The organism is Thermomicrobium sp. 4228-Ro, assembly GCF_026241205.1.
GTDB lineage: Bacteria > Chloroflexota > Chloroflexia > Thermomicrobiales > Thermomicrobiaceae > Thermomicrobium.
This window is the reverse complement of sequence record NZ_JAPFQM010000001.1, coordinates 1,195,171-1,212,886: the sequence shown is the minus strand read 5'-3', so window position 1 is coordinate 1,212,886 and position 17,716 is coordinate 1,195,171. Positions and strand designations below refer to the sequence as shown.

Below are 17,716 nucleotides of genomic sequence, written 5' to 3'. Positions count from 1 at the left end.
GATCGGCAAGAGCGAGGCAAGAAGACCTCACGTTCAGGGGGAACGCCGGATGATCGAGACAGGTGACCTCAGGAAAGGCATGACGCTGCTCATCGACGGCGAACTCGTCCGGGTGCTCGACTTCCAGCACGTCAAGATGGGCCGCGGGAGCGCCTTCGTCCGGTTGACACTCAAGAACTTGCGCACCGGAGCGACGACGACCACGACCGTGCAAGCGGGGACACGTTTCGAGCTCGCCCCGCTCGAGCGACACCGGGTACAGTTCCTCTACGAGGACAGCGGGCAGTATCACTTCATGGACACCGAGACGTTCGAGCAGTTCGCAGTCGATCGAGAGGCGCTCGGCGACGCAGTTAACTACCTGAAGGAAGGGCTCCAACTCGATCTTCTCACGTACAACGGCCAGCCGGTCGAGGTCGAGCTGCCGGTGACGGTCGATCTCCGCGTCGTCGATACGCCACCGGGGGTACGTGGCGACACACAGTCCGGCGGTGGCAAGCCAGCGACGCTCGAGACGGGCATCGTCGTCACAGTGCCCTTCTTCGTCGAGGTCGGTGATGTCGTCCGCGTCGATACGCGCACCGGCGAGTACATCGAACGGGTGAGCTAACGATGGCCGAACCGACCGGAACCGCGTCCGCGCAGCATCCGGACTACGCTGCGCTGACCCGCACCGTCCGCGAACTGGTCGAAGTGATGCGGGCAGCCGGCCTGCAGCGCCTCGAAGTCGCCCAGGGGGATCTGCGCATCACGCTCGAGAGCGCCTCACCGGCTCTCGCTCCCCCGACGCTCCAGGCACACGCCGCTGTCGCACCGGCATCGGTCAACGCAGTACCGGGAACGGCCGAAACGGCAGTACCCACCGAGAAGCTGGATACCATCGTCGCGCCGATGGTGGGCACCTTCTATGCTGCGCCGCGGCCCGGCGCCGACCCGTTCGTGCGGGTGGGTGACCACGTCGAACCAGGCCAGGCAGTGGCGATCATCGAGGCGATGAAGGTGATGAACGAGATCGTCGCCGAGCGAGCCGGGACGATCGTCGAGATCCTGGTCGAGAACGGGCAACCGGTCGAGTATGGTCAGCCACTGATGCGCCTGCGGCCGGATTGACGCGAGGAGACAGGTGATGCTCGGGGGCGAGGTCATCGGCGTCGCAGCGCTCACGCAGCAGATCAAGGAGTTGCTCGAGAGCCACCCCGAGTTCCAGTTCGTCCGCGTGCGCGGCGAGGTCACCAATGCCCGCACCTACGCGAGCGGCCACTGGTATTTCAACCTGCGCGAGGGAGAAGCGACACTCCGCTGCGTGCTGTTCCGGGGCACCGCGCAGTGGCTCCCCTACTTGCCGAACGACGGCGACGAGGTGATCGCCACCGGCTCTATCAGCGTGTACGAGCGCGACGGTGTCTACCAGCTGTACGTCGAATTCCTCGAGCCACTCGGGGACGGCGCACTGCGCCTGCAGCTCGAGCAGCTCAAGCAGAAGCTGGAACGCGAGGGGCTGTTCGATCCGAGCCGCAAGCGTGCTTTACCACCGCTTCCGCGCTGTATCGCCGTCGTCACCTCGCCGCACGGTGCAGTCTGGCACGACATCCAGATCGTGCTGCGTCGCCGCTATCCCTACGTGCACCTCATTCTCGCACCGGCGCGCGTGCAGGGTGACGGCGCGGTCGAGTCGCTCATCGCGGCGCTCGAGGCCGTGCAACTGGACGGGCGAGCCGAGGTGGTGATCATCGCGCGCGGCGGTGGCTCGCTCGAAGACCTCTGGTGCTTCAACGACGAACGGCTGGCCCGGGCTGTCTTCGCGTGCCGTATCCCCGTGGTTTCGGCCGTCGGCCACCAGACCGATTGGACGATCTGTGACTTCGTCGCTGACCACCGTGCACCAACCCCCTCGGCAGCCGCCGAACTCGTGACGCCCCACGATCGCCTGGCGCTCCTCAGCTGGCTGGCTGGACTCGACAATCGCCTGCACGACCTGATGCAGCAGCGATTCGAGCGTGCGCGCGAGCAGGTCGGGCACCTCGCACAGCGGTTGAACCGGGCAGCACCTCGGCATCGTGTGGACAATTTCCGCCAGCGGCTCGACCAGTCGGCACAGCGGCTCGATCGCGCGCTGGCCCAGCGACTGGTCGCTGAACGACAGCGCCTCCAGGCGCTGGTACGCGAGCTGGAGCTGTTGAGCCCGTACGGCCCGCTGGCGCGCGGCTATCTCCTCGCCGAGGACGCGGCGAGCGGCCAGCTCGTGCGCTCGATCGACGAGCTGGCGATCGGCCAGCGGCTGCGCTTGCACTTCAACGACGGACGAGCCGACACAGTCGTCGAGGCGCTCCAACGAGAGGGAACGGGAGGGGGGACGCATGGCTGAACGCGTCGATGGATCCGGTACGCCGCTCCATCCGATCGATCTGTTCGAACAACTCGTCCGAGAGGTCGAGACGATCGTGCAGCGCCTCGAGAGTGGCGAACTCCCGCTCGCCGAAGCGATCCGCGAGTATCAGCGCGGGGTCGAGCTGATTCGGCATTGCAACGCGATCCTCGATCACGCCGAACTGCAGATCAGCCAGCTCCGTCTCGGCGGGCCAACATCGGACATCGGATCGGCCACGGAAGCGCTCGACTTCGCCGGTGATGAGGACGGCGATCTTCCCTTTTCCTGACGCGATGCGCACCGCGACGACCACTGGCACACGATGACCGCTTCCGGTCAGGCACGAGCGTATCGCCTGGCCCTGCCGGAAATACCGGTTTACATCGTCGAAGAGCCGGTCTTCTCGTCTCGCCCTCGAGACCCCCGATCACCAGTCATCCAGCGCCCCAGCTAGCCTCTCCGCACTTCTGACCGGGTGACCGGCGACCAGCTTCCGGGAGACGATCGTGTGAGCCCGGCTGTCCCGACCCGCCGGTGCTAGGAGCCCCCGGGCACGAACACCTAGTGATCCGCAGTACCCGATCGTTCTCCGCCGCCGTCCTACGACTGCCGACCTCCTCGATCGGAAGGCGCACGCCGCCGCGAAACGATCGAGGAGGGCTCCATGCGACGGGCGATCATCCGGCTATTCGTCAGCTTCGTTATCGCGCTGCAACTCGGCGCTGCTGCCATCGCAGCAGCGAGTGCGGACGGGCCACCGGCACGGTATATCGTGCTCGTCGCCCCACAGACGGCCACCAGCGACTTCGCGCCGGTACGGCGCAGTCGTGCGCTCGAGCTGGCCCAAGCAGTCGGTGCACGACCCGATGTCGTCTACGACACCGTGCTGGACGGTTTCGCCGGCTACTTGACACCGCGGCAGGTCGAGCACCTCCGAGCGACCGGATCGGTCGCGAGCATCGTGCCCGACGTCGAAACGCACCTGGCAGCGCAAGCCGTGCCCACTGGCGTGCAACGCATCGGAACACTCGCGAACCCGACTGCCAAGATCGATGGTGTGGACGATCCGCTACCGATCGACGTGGCAGTGCTCGATACCGGAATCGATCCGAGCCACCCTGATCTCAATGTCGTCGGCGGGTACGACTGCACGGGGAGCGGAAGCTGGGTCGACCGGCACGGACACGGAACGCACGTGGCGGGGATCATCGGCGCGCGCGACAACGGTATCGGTGTCGTCGGCGTCGCACCCGGCGCACGACTCTGGGCCGTCAAGGTGTTCGGCGACAACGGAACTGGTTATGTTTCCTGGCTGATTTGCGGCCTCAACTGGGTCGCTGCGAACGCTGGCACGATCAAGGTCGCTAACTACAGTGGCGGAGCCAGCGGCAGCGACACGCCGAACTGCGGAGGCTCGAGCGACCCGCTCCACCAAGCCGTCTGCCGCGTCGTGCAAGCTGGCGTCACGCTGGTCGTTGCCGCCGGGAACGACGGTCGTGACGCGAGCAACACCGTTCCGGCTGCCTATCCGGAAGCCATCGCAGTCGGTGCGATCGTCGACACCGATGGCAAACCAGGCAGCCTTGGGCCAGGCACCAGTTACGGCGCTGACGACACGCGGGCTTCCTTCTCGAATTATGGTCCGGCGGTCGACTTCTACGCACCGGGCTATGCCATCCTGTCCACTGTTCCTGGCGGTGGCTATCAACGGTGGAGCGGCACCAGCATGGCCGCACCGCACGTCACCGGAGCCGCTGCCTTGTATCTCGCTCAGAATCCGGGAGCCTCACCGAGTCAAGTCCAGAGCTTCCTCGCATCGATCGGCGAGGCGGGGTTCTGGGACAGCTTCGGTCAACGGCTCGTCCGAGCGGACTGGAGCAACGGCGGATCCGGTGGAGGCTCCGACAACGGTGGCACCGCACCCCTCACGCACGATATCGCCGTGACGCAACTTTCTGCCCCATCGTCGCTAACACTCGGGAGCACCACCACAGTTACCGTCTCCCTGCGGAATGAGGGAACAGCGAGCGAGACGACCACGATCACGCTCACAGCGAACGGACAGGCGATCGGACAGCCGCAGACGCTATCGCTCGATCCCGGCGCGAGCGGTTCGGTGCGTTTCACCTGGCAGCCCACTGCATCCGGTACGTACACGCTCGAGGCACGTGCGACGATCGCCGACGACAGCGATCCGAACGACAACCAGCGGAGCACAACGGTTTCCGTGACGCAACAGACCAGTCCAACACGCGATATCGCCATTACCGACCTCACCGGCCCGACGAGTCTCACCCGTGGCCAGTCCGCGAGCATCTCGGTGGTGCTGGCAAACCGCGGGACGAGCAGTGTCACTGTGGTCGTCAGCCTGAGCACGAGTCCGGGCAACCCAGCAATGGGAACCGTCAGCAAGCGCGTCACGCTGGCACCTGGGCAGACGCGGACATTGTCCTTCACCTGGCGCACGAACTCGCGGACAGCGCCGGGAACCTATACCGTGACCGCCTCCGCACCGCTCAGCGGGGATGCCAATCCGACGGATAACACACGCTCGCTGACCATCACCGTCGTCGCATCAGCCCGCCGCTGAGCGCACCGCACGACCGGGGAGGAGCCAGGCGCCGGAAATCGGCACCAGGCTCCTCCCTGCTGCATCGGTGCAGCGAGACCGGCACACGAGACAACAGGAAGAGGGGAAACGCCGCGCTCGACCCCGGCACGGGCACGCGTTTCGATGGGCCGTCCCGCTGCGAGCAGTCCCGCTCGTCTCCATGCCGGAGCAGGCGTGCACCGTGCGGCGGTGACCGGCGAGCGCAGGTTCGATCGCAGGTGCCAGCAACGCTGTACCTTGCACCCCCGACAAGCAGACAGAAACCGCACCCCTTGCGCTCCCGTTTGCGTTCTCGTAGGCTGTGCGTGAGCGGACCTGCCGTCGAATCCCCTGGAGCGCCGCGTGACCGGATCGACCGGTCGCACCGCGACTAAAGGGACACGAACACGTGCCGCCGGTGTGACGCCGGACACGATCCTGTGGGCAGCGCTCGCGGTCGCCTGCGCGACGGTGCTCGGTCTCGAGTCGGTGCGTGTCTTCGTCTCCGACAGTGTCTTCGTCATCGACCAGAGCCGACGAACTGTCCTCCTCGTGCTGATGCTGGCGGCCTTCGCGAGCCCACTTCTCGCTCCCGTCGTCAGTATGCTGTCCGGCGGACGGCTGCTGCCGATCGCTGCCGGCGTGCTGGTCGCCGCGCGCGCCCCGCTGCAGTTCATCGAGTGGCCGCTGGCCCGCGTCGTACTGGGAGCGCTCGGCTTCGTCGCCTTCGGCTGGCTCCTCATACCGTTGCTCCGCTGGCGAGCGCGAGCCGGTCTCGGGATCGTGCTCGGGTGCGGGCTCGACCTGGCGATCAGAACGGCGCGAGACACCATCGACCTGCCCTGGCTTCCAGGCTTCGGCAGTCACCTCGGCACAGCCGTGGTGCTGGCTGGGCTGCTCGCCACTCTGGTCTTCGTCCTCGCCGATCGCGGGCCGCTCGAGCCGCGCGGTGCGCTCGGATTCCTCGCGCTCGGTCCGGCATTCGGGCTCGCCCACCTCGTCGTGACGAATCCTGGCTTCGCCGTCGTGCACACGAGCCGCTCGCTCGCTCCCGCGACCCTCGTTCTGACGATCGGCCTCGCGATCGGGATCCTCGCCTTCTCGGTAGCGACCCGGCATTGGTCGGGCTGGGCTGCGACGACACTCATCGGTGCACTGGGTCTATGGCTGGCCTGGGGAGAGGGGTGGCGCGGGACATTCGGCCTGCTGGCGGCAGTAGCCAGCTGGACGATCTTCACGTCGACGGCAGCGATCGGCGGACGTGTCTTGCGGAATCCGGCGAGTACTGGACGAGTAGCACTCGCGCTGGCGCTCGGCCAGGTCGTGCAGGTGGCCTTGCTGTTCCGGTATTTCACGGCGACCGGTGATCGCGTCGTCTTGCTCGGCCTCTGGGGCATCCTGGCGCTCGTCGTCGCACTCGATTGGCCGCGCGCGCTCGCGCCCGGCACCGTGGCGCTACTCCCCCATCTGGCCATCGGGGTCCTGCTCCCACTCGCCGGAGCGATCCTCTGGCAGGCCGTCGAAACACGCGGGCGAGCGACCTCGCTGACGATGATCGGCAACGAACTCGTCGTCATGACCTACAACATCCAGTCCGGCTACGATAGCAGGGATCGCTGGGATCTCGAGGCGACCGCTCAGGTGATCGAGACAGCACAGCCGGACGTCGTGTTGTTGCAGGAAGTCAGCCGTGGTTGGTTGGTCACTTCGAGCACCGACCAGCTCTCCTGGCTCGCTCGCCGACTCGGCATGCAGGCCAGTTGGGGTCCGGCGAGTGCGGACGGGTTGTGGGGCAACGCCATCCTGACGCGCGGGCGACCGCTGGAAGTGCGGACGACGCGCTTCCGGACGACCGAAAACCTTCGCCGGGGCGCGGTCGCGGTGCGACTGGCGACGCCGCACGGGTCAGTGTGGTTGGCCAACACGCACCTGGACGATCCGCGCAGCGCGACCGGTGTCCGGCTCGTACAGATCGAGGAGCTCCTGGTCTTCCTCCAGCCGTGGCGACCAGTCGTGCTGGGTGGCGACTTCAACGCCGAGCCGGGCAGCCCGGAGTACCAGCGCCTCCTCGAGGCTGGCTTGATCGATGCTGCCGCAGCGATCGGAGCCACCGGACCGACTTCAGCCGACCAGCGCCGGATCGATTACCTCTTCGTCACCGGGGAATTCGAGGTCAGCGGCGGCCGAGTGCCGAGCGTCACGGCCTCCGACCACCGACCGGTGGTCGTGCGGCTCACGCTGCGCTAACAGTTTCTGAGACAGCGGAACATGCTCATCTGACCCGCACGCACAGATTCGCGAGACTTACCGGATATTCCACACCGGATTCTCCCGCACGATCGCATGCGGCTGTTACGCCTAAGGCAGGGAGCACACGTTGCAGCCCGTCACTGGTGCACACGGCCAGTATCGCCGATCGGACATGACGTTACGCTGGGAACAGACAGGGTCAAGCAGGGTGCCCCCACAGCCTGGCTACCTGGCTATCTGATTCTCATGGGACATCTCCGGCCAGTTGTCGCTTGAGGCCTCGGGAGGACGGGAGCGATGCCGTTGTATCTGTATTCCTGCTCGCAGGACGGTCTGCTCGAAGTACGGCGCCCCCTCGCTGAAGCTGCTTCTCCGCTGGCATGCCCATGGTGCGGTCAGCCCGCCCAGCGCGTCTTCACCCCACCCAACGTCCCGCGCACACCGAAGTGGATCGCTGAGGGTCTCGCGCGAGGAGCGCTCCCGCCACGAACCGCGTGTCGTGACGCGCGAGGAGAGCGGTCTCCCCTCTCCCGATCCCGAGCCGAAGCCACGCTGGCATCGGTCACACGGGCGCCCGTGGATGATCGGACACTGAGCGGCGGATCGACACGGCTACCGCCCCGGACCGGTACCGGTTCTGCTGCGGGCTCCCGAAGTGAGCGCTGTTTCGGTGACGGGGACAGTGGTACGGGCGTCAGAATGGCCGGCGCGCTGACTGCTACAGCGAACGAGCGAATCGCGCAGCACTCAGCGCAGCCGGATCGCCGGGCGCAGGACCCTCGCCGGAAGACCGCGTCCGCTGGACAGGCTCGCGGTCACCTCGCTGTCCGTCCAGACGAAGAGATCGACCGGCACCGGCACCGGCCGAAAGGCTTCGAGACAGCAGTCCCGCACTCCTTCACGGTCGGCATCATCGGCGATGACGACCAGGAGATCGGCATCGCTCCGTGGCGTGGGCACGCCGGAGGCGAACGAACCGAAGAGATAGATAGCGAGGACGCCGGGGCAGGTCGCCGCTCGTGCAGCCGCTGCCTGGATGGCAGCCAGTACCGCTTCACGATCCAGGAAACGCACGCTCGCAAAACCCGACGATGGCCCGTGCATCGTCGATCGCCTCCGATGCATCACGTTCAGTGTAGTACTCCCCCGGGAGCCCGGCCGGGTAGCCGTTCGGATACCGGGCGAGGACGTCGTGCCGGTCCAGGCGCCGGGCCGCATCGAGGAGCGCCGGATCGATGTCGATCCGGGCGCGCAGACCTTCGAGCAAGCGGAAGACGCTGTCTCCCCAGCCCTCGCCACCGAGACTGAGGAGCAGCCCCTTCACCGCCTTTTCCGCTGCCTGCTGGGCCGCGAACGCGGCCCATTCGTAGTCCCCAGCCTGGCGCGCATGCTCGGCATGCGCCAGATCGCGTTTCGCCTGTTCCAGCTAGTCTCGTCCACGATTCGCCACAACTCACACCCATCGCAGGGACGCGCAGCCGATGCCTTCGACCCCAGCCTAACACAATCGCGGGTACGACGCTGCCTACCGTGCCGATTCAGGTCGACGCGAGAGCCGGGCGTGGGAGCGCCCGCCACGAGCGAGTACACTCGTTGTCGATCACGAAAGGGTGGCCGGCGTCATGGGTATCGTCCAGCGTCTCCGGAACCATATCGGTTTAGTTCCGAACCCAGTGAGTCGCACGACGCGCGAGGCGCATGCGCGCGTCCGCGGCGCCGACGTGAGCATCAGCGTCTGCCCGTACTGCGCGGTCGGTTGCTCGCAGCTCGTCTACACCAAGGACGGGCGCATCGTCGACATCGAGGGGAACTACGAGAGCCCGATCAACGGCGGTACCCTCTGCCCCAAGGGCGCAGCGACCTGGCAGCTCATCCACAGTCCGCTGCGCGAACTCCGCGTCAAGTACCGCGCTCCCTACAGCGACCACTGGGAGGAGCGGCCGCTCGAGTGGGCGATGGAGCGGATCGCGCAACTGGTCAAGCAAACGCGCGACGCGACGTTCGTCCATCGTGACGAGCGCGGCCTGGTGGTCAACCGCACGCTCGGTATCGCCCATCTGGGTGGCGCGACGCTGGACAACGAGGAGAACTATCTCATCAAGAAGCTGTTCACCGGTGGACTCGGCATCGTCGCCGTCGAGAACCAGGCACGGATATGACACTCCAGCACGGTGCCCGGTCTGGGCGCCCGACTCGGTCGAGGTGGTGCGACGACGACGCTGGCGAGCCTGGCCGACAGCGACTGCATCGTCATCATGGGCTCGAACATGGCCGAGAACCACCCGGTCGGCTTCCGCTTCGTCGTGAAAGCGCGCGAGCGTGGCGCTAGGATCATCCACGTCGATCCGCGCTTCTCGCGTACCTCGGCGCTCGCTGACCTCTACGTCCCGATCCGCCCGGGGAGCGACCTCGTCTTCCTCGGCGCACTGGTGAACTATGTCCTCAATGCGGAACGCTGGAACACCGACCCCTTCTTCCGCGAGTACGTCGTCCACTACACGAATGCCAGCGTGATCGTCTCGGGGGAGTTCCGCGACACTGAAGAGCTGGCAGGACTCTTCAGCGGCTACGATCCGAAGCAGCGCCGCTATGACCCGGCGAGCTGGCAGTACGCCGGCGAAAGGCGCCCGCTCGAGGGTGAACGCTGGCCGTGCCGACCGCGCATCGAGCCGGAGCGCGACCCGACGCTCGAGCACCCCCACTGCGCTTTCCAGCTCGTCAAGCGCCACTTCGCGCGCTACACACCCGAACTCGTCGAGCAGGCATGCGGCGTCCCACGCGACCTCTTCCTCGATGTCGCCGAGACGATCCTGGCCAATTCGGGACGCGACCGCACGACCGCTTTCTGCTACGCGGTCGCCTGGACCCAGCACACGATCGGTACCCAGATCATCTCCTGCTGCGCGCTCCTCCAGCTCCTGCTCGGCAACATCGGCCGGCCCGGTGGTGGCATCCTCGCCCTGCGCGGCCACGCCACCATCCAGGGCTCGACCGATATCCCGACCCTCTTCGACCTCCTCCCGGGCTACCTCAAGATGCCGCGGGCTATTCCCGAGCACGCCACGCTGGCCGAGTACCTCGCGAGCGAACGCCCAGCGACCGGGCTCTGGTACGACATGCCGAAGTTCATAGTGTCGCTCCTCAAGGCCTGGTACGGCGAGGCAGCGACACCGGAGAACGAGTATGGGTACGTCTTCCTGCCCAAGATCGGCGGTGATTACTCCTTCCAGTCGATCCTCACCATGATGAAGGACGGCATCGTCAAAGGCCTCTTCGTCATGGGCATGAACCCGGCCGTCGGTGGACAGAACGCCCGGCTGGCACGCCAGGCGCTAGCGAACCTGGACTGGCTCGTCGTGCGCGACGTCCACGAGATCGAGACGGCCTCGTTCTGGTACGACGCGCCGGAAGTGCGCAGCGGCGAGATTCGCCCGCAGGACATCAAGACCGAAGTCTTCTTCCTGCCAGCCGCGATCGCAGCCGAAAAGGACGGCACCTTCACCAATACCCACCGGCTCGTCCAGTGGCACGACAAGGCGATCGATCCACCGGGTGACGCCCGCTCCGAAGCACACTTCGTCTACCACCTCGGGCGGCGGCTGAAGGAGCTCTACGCCGGTGACGACTCACCGGCTGGCCGGCAGATCCAGGCTTTGACCTGGGACTATCCGACGGTCGGGCCGCACGAGGAGCCGGACCTGATGGCAGTCGCCAAGGAGATCAGCGGGTACCGTGTGGCCGATGGTCGACCGGTGGCTGGCTTCCACGAGCTCGCCGACGACGGCTCGACAGCCTGCGGCTGCTGGATCTATTCCGGCATCGTGACACCCGACGGCGAGCACCGTGCCAAACGGCGGCGCGGCGACGACCGGGCCAGTCTGGACTGGGGCTTCGCCTGGCCAGCCAACCGGCGCATCCTCTACAACCGCGCTTCGGCCGACCCGCAGGGTCGCCCGTGGAGCGAGCGCAAGAAGTGGATCTGGTGGGATCCGGAGCAGGGGCGCTGGGTCGGTTACGATGTCCCCGACTTTCCTGCGACGAAGCCGCCCGACTACCAGCCACCACCAGGGGCTCGCGGGCTCGACGCGCACCCGGGAACAGCACCCTTCATCATGATGCTCGACGGCCTGGGCTGGCTCTTCGTCCCGGTCGGTCTCCTCGACGGGCCACTCCCGACGCACTACGAGCCCTGGGAGACACCGGTCACCAACATGCTCTACCCGTCTCAGCCGCGCAACCCGGTCGCACCGCTCATCCTCCGCCCCGACAACCCGTATCACGAGATCGGTGATCCACGCTACCCCTACGTCATCACCACCTACCGCTTGACCGAGCACCATACAGCGGGCGGGATGAGTCGCTGGGTACCGTGGCTGGCGGAACTGCAGCCAGCTGGCTTCGTCGAGATCAGCCCGGAGCTGGCCCGCGAGCTGGGTATCGCCAATGGCGACTGGGTGGTGGTCGAGACCGCCCGTGGCGCAGCTGAAGCGCGTGCGCTGGTCACCGAGCGCGTGCAGCCGCTCCGGATCGCCGGCCGGACGGTGCATGTCATCGGGATGCCCTGGCACTTCGGCTTCGGCGGACTGGCAACGGGAGGGATCGCCAACGAGCTGGCTGCGCTGGTCGAGGATCCCAACTCGCTCATCCACGAGGCCAAGTCGTTTACCTGCACGGTCCGCAAGGGACGACGACGCGAAGGGACTGAACCATGAGCAGCGCGGTGCCGGTCGGGCGGACGCGCGCCCGGCCCGGGGCTTTCGGCTTTCTCACCGATACGACCCTCTGCATCGGTTGCAAGGCCTGCGAGGTCGCTTGCAAGCAGTGGAACCAGCTCCCGATGGACGACTTCGGCTTTACCGGGATGAGCTACGACAACACTGGCGACCTCGGCGCGACCACCTGGCGCCACGTCGCCTTCATCGAGCGGATCAGCGACCGCGAGGGACGGCGACCGACCCGCCTGGCTCCCTTCCAGAGCAACTGGCTGATGTTGAGCGATGTCTGCAAGCACTGCGTCAACGCCGGATGCATGGAAGCATGCCCGACCGGTGCCATCATCCGCACCGAGTTCGACACCGTCGTGATCCAGCAGGACATCTGCAACGGGTGCGGCTATTGTGTCCCAGCCTGCCCCTTCGGTGTTCCCGCCCTGAGCCCGTACGACGGGAAGGCGCACAAGTGCACCCTGTGCTACGACCGGGTGAAGGACGGGCTCGAACCGGCCTGCGCCAAAGCTTGCCCGACCGATGCCATCCAGTTCGGTCCGGTGCATGCCCTGATGGACCGAGCCAGGGCACGCGTCGCCGAGCTGCAGGCACAGGGGATCGAGGCACGGATCTACGGCGACGAGGCGCTCGGCGGCACCGGTGGGATCGGCGGGCTCAACGCCTTCTTCATCCTGACAGCCCCACCGGAGGTCTACAACCTCCCGGCCGAACCGGAACTCCCCCAGCGACGCGTATTCCCCGCTTTCCTGACCAGCGCGCTCGCCGCGCTCGCGCTCGGCCTGGCGGCGCTCCTGTCGTTCAAGCAGGGAAGGAAAGCACGCCATGACTGACGTCCGCACCTGGCGGCATCGCCGCGAACCCGGGCAACCGGTCAGCGCCGAAACGCGCGAGAGCTACTACGGTCTACCGGTGATCCACGGCCCGCACTGGCGCTGGCCGATCGTCTTCTACTTCGTGCTCGGTGGTCTCGCTGGCGGGAGCGCTGTCCTGGCAGCAGTCGCTCGACTCGTCGGTGGACACTGGGCCCGCCCGGTCGTCCGCGCCGGTCGCTATCTCGCTTTTCTCGCGGTGCTCCCTGGCCCCTTGCTCTTGATCGTCGACCTCGGCCGGCCGGAACGGTTCCACCATATGCTGCGCGTCGTCAAGCTCCGCTCGCCGATGTCGCTCGGTGTGTGGGGACTCATCGGCTTCAGTCTCACCGCGTTCGCGAATGCGCTGCGCCAGGCGAGCGACGACGGCCTGCTGGGTCGCAGCAAGCGACTGGCCCGGCTGGTACGCCGACTTCCCGACCGGGGGCTGGCAGCGGCAAGCGCGCTCCCGGCCTTCTTCCTGGCCGGGTACACCGGCGTGCTGCTCGGCGCGACGGCCGTTCCGCTCTGGGCCCGGAACGCGCTCCTGCTCGGACCGCTCTTTCTCTGCTCGGCGCTCTCCAGTGCGGCTGCCGCGCTCTCGCTCCTGCTGGGGCACCAGGGTAAGACGGCACGCGCCCGGCAGGCACTCGAGCGCGTCGAGCGTGTCGCGCTGGCTGGAGAACTCGTCCTGCTCGAGACGATCCAGCGGCGGAGCGGCCCGGTCGTCGGCCGGCCCCTCCGCAAGGGCCTGGAAGGGCAGGCCTACACGGCGGCCCGTGCCGGCACCGCGCTCGCTCTGGCGCTGCACGCGCTGGCGCACCTGCTGCCGCGACGCTGGCGCCGACCGGTCACCGTCTTCGCCAGTCTCGTCGCCCTCGCTGGCGCATTCCTGTTGCGGGCTGCGCTGGTCTTCGGTGGTCGCCGGTCGGCCGACGATCCGGCGGCGACGTTCGCGATCACGCGGGAACGCAATTGAACCGCCCACCGTTGCCCCGGGTCATTCCTGGCTCTTTCGTCCTCGAAACGATCCCCTGTGGAGCGATGCCCCACGCACCGCACACTTGCCTGAGGAACGAGCGGTAGCGAAAGGGAGATGCCCGCTCCGGACAAGCCCGCGCAGACCCCTGTGTCTACTGGCATGCCGATAACTGGGCTCACTGCTGTCGGTATGAGGATGCGTACTCTGGTCAACTCACCGGGTTCTCCAGCACCATGTCAGCGACCCGGATGACGACGCGGTCACCGGACTGGAGGGAGAAGTCGTCCGGTGGGACGATCCCGGTGCCGGTCATCAGGATGCCTCCGTACGGGAAGGACAGCTCCTTGCCGAGCCAGTTGACCAGCTCCTCCGGCAGGCGCTTCATCTGGTCGGTCGTCGTCTCGCCCCGGAAGAGCACCGCTTCGCCGCGACGGATCTCCAGAGCGATCCGAAGACCGCGCAGCATCCCGGGGTGTTCGACCACCACGATGCCGGGCCCCAGCGACCCGGCCCCATCGTAGATCTTGGCTTGTGGAAGGTAGAGCGGATTCTCGCCTTCGATATCGCGCGAGGAGACGTCGTTCCCGACCGTATAGCCGACGATCTCGAGTGTCCGGGTGAAGACAACGGCGAGTTCCGGCTCGGGGACGTTCCAGCGGCTGTCCCGGCGCACGCGGACCGGCTCGCCCGGCCCCACCATCCGCCAGCCCTGTCCCTTGAAGAACAGTTCCGGCCGCTCGGCCTCGTAGACGCGCCAGTAGATGTCCTTGACCTGCGCCTCGGCCATCCGCGCGTCCCGGCTGCGGAGGTAGGTGACGCCAGCCGCCCAGACCTCTTGCTCCGGCTCGACCGGCGGGAGGAGCGGGCCGCTCGCGACGCCCGAGCGGGGCAGCTGAACGAGAACGTTACGCACCGCGTCGGCTGGCAGCTCGAGGAGCCAGCTCAGCCGGAATCCCTCCGGGAGCCACTGTCCATCGCAGGCCCAGCGCGATCCACTCACTGTGCGGTGACGCGTGAGGTACACCTGGTGACCCTCCCTTTCGCGACTATTGTCCCCTCGGTCCCGTCCCCTGTCGAGCATGCATCCGATACCGGCGATGCTGTCCGACAGAAGCGGTACCGAACCAGTGACTCGGTGGATAACCGGTCGTGCTCCCCTGTGTGCTATACCAAAACCCGGCAACCGAGTGCTGGAGGCCCGATGAACACCCGCCATCCGAATGACCGATCAGCCCCGCTCTTCCGCCTCGTCGTCCTCGATATCGACGGAACGCTCCTCGACCCGACCGACGTGGTCCGTCCCGTGGTGCGCGAGGCGATCCAGTCCTGCCGAGAACTCGGAGTCGAAGTCGTCCTCGCCACCGGACGGCGCCTGCGCACGACGCGGCCGATCGTGAGCGAACTCGGTATCCAGCTCCCGCTCGTCCTCTATAACGGTGCGCTGGTCTGGGATACCGAGCACGAGGCAGCGCTGGCCGAGCGGCCATTGGACCGTACGGCACTGGAACGTGCACTGCGGGAGGCGGAACGCGAAGGGCTCGGTGCGCTCGTGTTACGCGGTCCGGCGAGCGGTGAGCGCATGGTTCTGGTGACGGACCCGCTGCCGCGACTGCCGGAGTTCGAGCAGGAACTCCTGCCGCGCACGGGTGATGTCGACCATCGAGCCGCTCAGCAGGTCCTCGAACTCGACGACGTGTTGACCGTCGACCTCTTCGGACCGGAACTCGCGCTGCGGCGGGCGACGGCGCGGCTGGCCCGTGCTGGGCTTCCGATCTATCATCACGGGCCGTTCGAGTGGCTACCGGCGCTGCCGCGCTGGGTCGCCAACGTGCATGCACCTGGCGTGAGCAAGGCGACTGGCGTCGAGACCCTGGCGAGCCGTCTCGGGTTGACGTTGGCGGACGTCCTCGCCGTGGGGGACGGCGAGAACGACCTGCCGCTTCTCCGCGCTGCCGGGCTCGGGGTCGCGATGGGAAACGCGCCGGAACACGTCCGCGCCCAGGCTGACGCAGTCGTCCGGGGGCACGACGAAGACGGCGTCGTCGAGGCACTGGAGCGCTTCGTGCTCGAGCCGTGGCGGCGAGTCCGAGCGCTGGCCTGACAGGCGCTGTGGAGCATCGACAAGACAGGGAAGGGAGGGGGTTCGGTGCAGGTCATCGGCCGGTCGTTGCGTGTCGTGCTGGCCTGTTCGCTCACGCTCATCAGCCTGGTCCTCGCCCCGTCACCCCCCAGCCAGGCAGCACGAGACCCAGCGAGCTACGGCGAGTTCTTCGGTATCGTCGGCCGGGACCCCTGGTACGAGTTCAATACCGATCCCGAGCGGTACCCGGTCCGCACCAACCGCGCGTTCCTGGAGACGATGATGGCCGAGATGGCCCGGATGGGTGCGCGCTGGGTGCGCATCGAGTTCCACGCCGAGTACGACCAGCCTTCCGGACCAGGCTGGATCGATTGGGAAAAGCACGACTGGTACCTCCTCGAGCTCGCTCCCCGATACGCCATGAAGGTGCTCGCCGTCCTCGGCTCCGGCATCCTCGCCGACCTCGATGCGAGCTACGCGTTCTCGCACATCAACGTTCCACCGGACCGCGACGGGCGCAATCGCTATACGCGCGCGTTCGTCGAGCGCACCGCCGACATCGCGGGACGCTATGGCCCAGCGCTCGCGGCGATCGAGCTCTTGAACGAGCCGAATGCGAACGAGCTCCTGTGGGAAGAGACGAACCAGCAGGTGCATGCCGTCCGGCCCGATATCTACGGGCGGCTCGCTGTCGATGTCTACGAGACCGTCAAGCGCCAGAGCCCCTCGACCCGGGTCGTCGCCGGGAGCATTCTCTTCGACCGCCAGGAAGACGGCGACCGGCATCTCGCCTGGCTCCGTGCCGTGTACGAGAGCCCGGCGGTCCAGGACTTCCGCGCACGAACCGGACGATATCCATGGGACGCGCTCTCGCTCCACCCCTATTTTCTGCCCAACGCAGCGAGCGTGCTCGCCACAGTCCGCGAACTCCGGGCCGTGCAGCTGGAGTACGGTGACACGAGTCCGATCTGGCTCACCGAAGTCGGGATGCCGGCTGAACCAGCAGCGTGGTCACCGGCAGGCGTGCTCGACCCCACGCCGGCCGAACTCGCGCAGGCAGCGTTTCTCCGGCAGGTCTACACACTCCTCTGGGAGCAGGCCCCCGAGGTCGAGCGCGTCTTCTGGTTCAAGTTCGAGGACTTCGGCACCAGCCACGGGTATGCCAACTGGGGGCTCGTCCGCCTGCTCGATTCCAGTATGGTCTACGGTCGCGAGGCCATACCCTGGCCGCGCAAGCCAGCGTTCCTCGTCTACCAGAGCCTGGCCCGACCGGACGCGTTGCCGACCAGCCGCGTCGCGCCCCCGGACGATCCCAACGTGCGCTATTTTCCGGAGACCGGACACACCCTGAGCGGGCCGTTCCGCCGCTACTGGGAAGCGAACGGTGGACTGGCTGCCTTCGGCTACCCACTCACCGAACCGTTCTGGAGCGGCGGACGACTCGTCCAGTTCTTCGAGCGTGCCTGCTTCGAGTACTGGCCGGAGTTCCGCGGTACTCCGAACGAGGTGCAACTCGCTCATCTCGGACGCTGGGCGCTCGGGAACCACAGCTTCGCTGCGCAACCACCGCCGGAGAAGCCAGCCCCCGGCGAGCGCTATTTTCCGGAAACCGGCTTCGTCGTCCGCGGCGCTTTTTTGCGATACTGGGAGCAGAACGGTGGGCTGGCTCGTTTCGGGTTGCCGATCAGTCCGGAGTTCCGCGAGGTGAACCCGAGCGACGGCAAAGAGTACACCGTCCAGTACTTCGAGCGGGCACGCTTCGAGTTCCATCCGGAGGCAGTTGGGACACGGTACGAGGTGCAGCTCGGGCTCCTCGGCGCGCAGGCACTCCAGACGCTCGGTTGGTACCGCTAGGTGAACGGGAGGACACG

14 protein-coding genes and 1 pseudogene are annotated in these 17,716 nt (G+C 66.9%); 12 read left to right on the top strand and 3 right to left on the bottom strand.

The window, feature by feature from the left end; genetic code table 11:
• The first annotated feature begins 49 nt into the window (after nt 1-49).
• From efp to OO015_RS14185, 7 genes and pseudogenes are all read left to right on the top strand, one after another.
• Nucleotides 50-610 (top strand): elongation factor P, encoded by a 561-nt coding sequence (gene efp / locus OO015_RS05815; RefSeq protein WP_265940290.1) that lies wholly within the window; start codon nt 50-52, stop codon nt 608-610.
• A 2-nt stretch (nt 611-612) separates the two neighbouring features.
• A complete protein-coding gene (gene accB, locus OO015_RS05810) occupies nt 613-1,110 on the top strand; it encodes an acetyl-CoA carboxylase biotin carboxyl carrier protein (RefSeq protein ID WP_265940289.1) in 498 nt (165 codons plus the stop codon).
• Between the two features lie 16 nt (nt 1,111-1,126).
• A complete protein-coding gene (gene xseA, locus OO015_RS05805; RefSeq protein WP_265940288.1) occupies nt 1,127-2,365 on the top strand; it encodes an exodeoxyribonuclease VII large subunit in 1,239 nt (412 codons plus the stop codon).
• Entirely contained in the window at nt 2,358-2,657 is a 300-nt protein-coding gene (xseB, locus tag OO015_RS05800) for an exodeoxyribonuclease VII small subunit (protein WP_265940287.1), read from the top strand. Before xseA ends, xseB begins: the two co-directional genes overlap by 8 nt.
• 375 nt (nt 2,658-3,032) lie before the next feature.
• Complete coding sequence (locus OO015_RS05795; protein ID WP_265940286.1) at nt 3,033-4,958, top strand: S8 family serine peptidase; 1,926 nt, start codon at nt 3,033-3,035, stop codon at nt 4,956-4,958.
• 363 nt (nt 4,959-5,321) lie between these two features.
• The gene (locus tag OO015_RS05790; RefSeq protein WP_265940285.1) at nt 5,322-7,205 is read left to right on the top strand and encodes an endonuclease/exonuclease/phosphatase family protein; all 1,884 of its coding nucleotides are present in this window, start codon (nt 5,322-5,324) and stop codon (nt 7,203-7,205) included.
• 300 nt (nt 7,206-7,505) lie between these two features.
• Nucleotides 7,506-7,625, top strand: a pseudogene (locus OO015_RS14185) (FmdB family zinc ribbon protein); the annotation flags it as partial.
• 330 nt (nt 7,626-7,955) lie between these two features.
• Here the strand turns inward: OO015_RS14185 and OO015_RS05785 are convergent.
• Both OO015_RS05785 and OO015_RS05780 read right to left on the bottom strand, forming a co-directional pair.
• Entirely contained in the window at nt 7,956-8,312 is a 357-nt protein-coding gene (locus OO015_RS05785; protein ID WP_265940284.1) for a nucleotidyltransferase domain-containing protein, read from the bottom strand.
• The gene (locus tag OO015_RS05780) at nt 8,263-8,613 is read right to left on the bottom strand and encodes a HEPN domain-containing protein (RefSeq protein WP_265941019.1); all 351 of its coding nucleotides are present in this window, start codon (nt 8,611-8,613) and stop codon (nt 8,263-8,265) included. Before OO015_RS05780 ends, OO015_RS05785 begins: the two co-directional genes overlap by 50 nt.
• A 217-nt stretch (nt 8,614-8,830) precedes the next feature.
• Here OO015_RS05780 and fdh point away from each other — a divergent pair, with 217 nt between their 5' ends.
• Genes fdh through nrfD form a run of 3 tightly spaced genes read left to right on the top strand, consistent with a single transcriptional unit; the run spans nt 8,831 to nt 13,762 of the window.
• Complete coding sequence (gene fdh / locus OO015_RS05775) at nt 8,831-11,920, top strand: formate dehydrogenase (protein WP_265940283.1); 3,090 nt, start codon at nt 8,831-8,833, stop codon at nt 11,918-11,920.
• Nucleotides 11,917-12,765, top strand: a complete 849-nt coding sequence (locus OO015_RS05770; RefSeq protein ID WP_265940282.1) for a 4Fe-4S dicluster domain-containing protein — start codon at nt 11,917-11,919, stop codon at nt 12,763-12,765. The genes fdh and OO015_RS05770 overlap by 4 nt, the downstream gene beginning before the upstream one ends.
• The gene (nrfD, locus tag OO015_RS05765) at nt 12,758-13,762 is read left to right on the top strand and encodes an NrfD/PsrC family molybdoenzyme membrane anchor subunit (RefSeq protein ID WP_265940281.1); all 1,005 of its coding nucleotides are present in this window, start codon (nt 12,758-12,760) and stop codon (nt 13,760-13,762) included. The genes OO015_RS05770 and nrfD overlap by 8 nt, the downstream gene beginning before the upstream one ends.
• Before the next feature lie 211 nt (nt 13,763-13,973).
• Here nrfD and OO015_RS05760 read toward each other — a convergent pair whose 3' ends face one another.
• A complete protein-coding gene (locus tag OO015_RS05760; protein ID WP_265940280.1) occupies nt 13,974-14,789 on the bottom strand; it encodes a fumarylacetoacetate hydrolase family protein in 816 nt (271 codons plus the stop codon).
• A gap of 177 nt (nt 14,790-14,966) precedes the next feature.
• On the opposite strand from OO015_RS05760, the gene OO015_RS05755 reads away from it, so the two are divergent.
• Nucleotides 14,967-15,866, top strand: a complete 900-nt coding sequence (locus OO015_RS05755; protein WP_265940279.1) for an HAD family hydrolase — start codon at nt 14,967-14,969, stop codon at nt 15,864-15,866.
• 45 nt (nt 15,867-15,911) lie between these two features.
• Complete coding sequence (locus OO015_RS05750) at nt 15,912-17,699, top strand: glycosyl hydrolase (RefSeq protein WP_265940278.1); 1,788 nt, start codon at nt 15,912-15,914, stop codon at nt 17,697-17,699.
• Nucleotides 17,700-17,716 lie beyond the last annotated feature (17 nt).

Coding starts and splice junctions, on each gene's coding strand:
- xseA (WP_265940288.1), top strand. CDS start 1,127: ATGCTCGGGGGCGAGGTCATCGGCGTCGCAGCGCTCACGCAGCAGATC.
- xseB (WP_265940287.1), top strand. CDS start 2,358: ATGGCTGAACGCGTCGATGGATCCGGTACGCCGCTCCATCCGATCGAT.
- OO015_RS05755 (WP_265940279.1), top strand. CDS start 14,967: ATGAACACCCGCCATCCGAATGACCGATCAGCCCCGCTCTTCCGCCTC.
- OO015_RS05770 (WP_265940282.1), top strand. CDS start 11,917: ATGAGCAGCGCGGTGCCGGTCGGGCGGACGCGCGCCCGGCCCGGGGCT.
- OO015_RS05795 (WP_265940286.1), top strand. CDS start 3,033: ATGCGACGGGCGATCATCCGGCTATTCGTCAGCTTCGTTATCGCGCTG.
- nrfD (WP_265940281.1), top strand. CDS start 12,758: ATGACTGACGTCCGCACCTGGCGGCATCGCCGCGAACCCGGGCAACCG.
- OO015_RS05785 (WP_265940284.1), bottom strand. CDS start 8,312: ATGCACGGGCCATCGTCGGGTTTTGCGAGCGTGCGTTTCCTGGATCGT.
- accB (WP_265940289.1), top strand. CDS start 613: ATGGCCGAACCGACCGGAACCGCGTCCGCGCAGCATCCGGACTACGCT.
- efp (WP_265940290.1), top strand. CDS start 50: ATGATCGAGACAGGTGACCTCAGGAAAGGCATGACGCTGCTCATCGAC.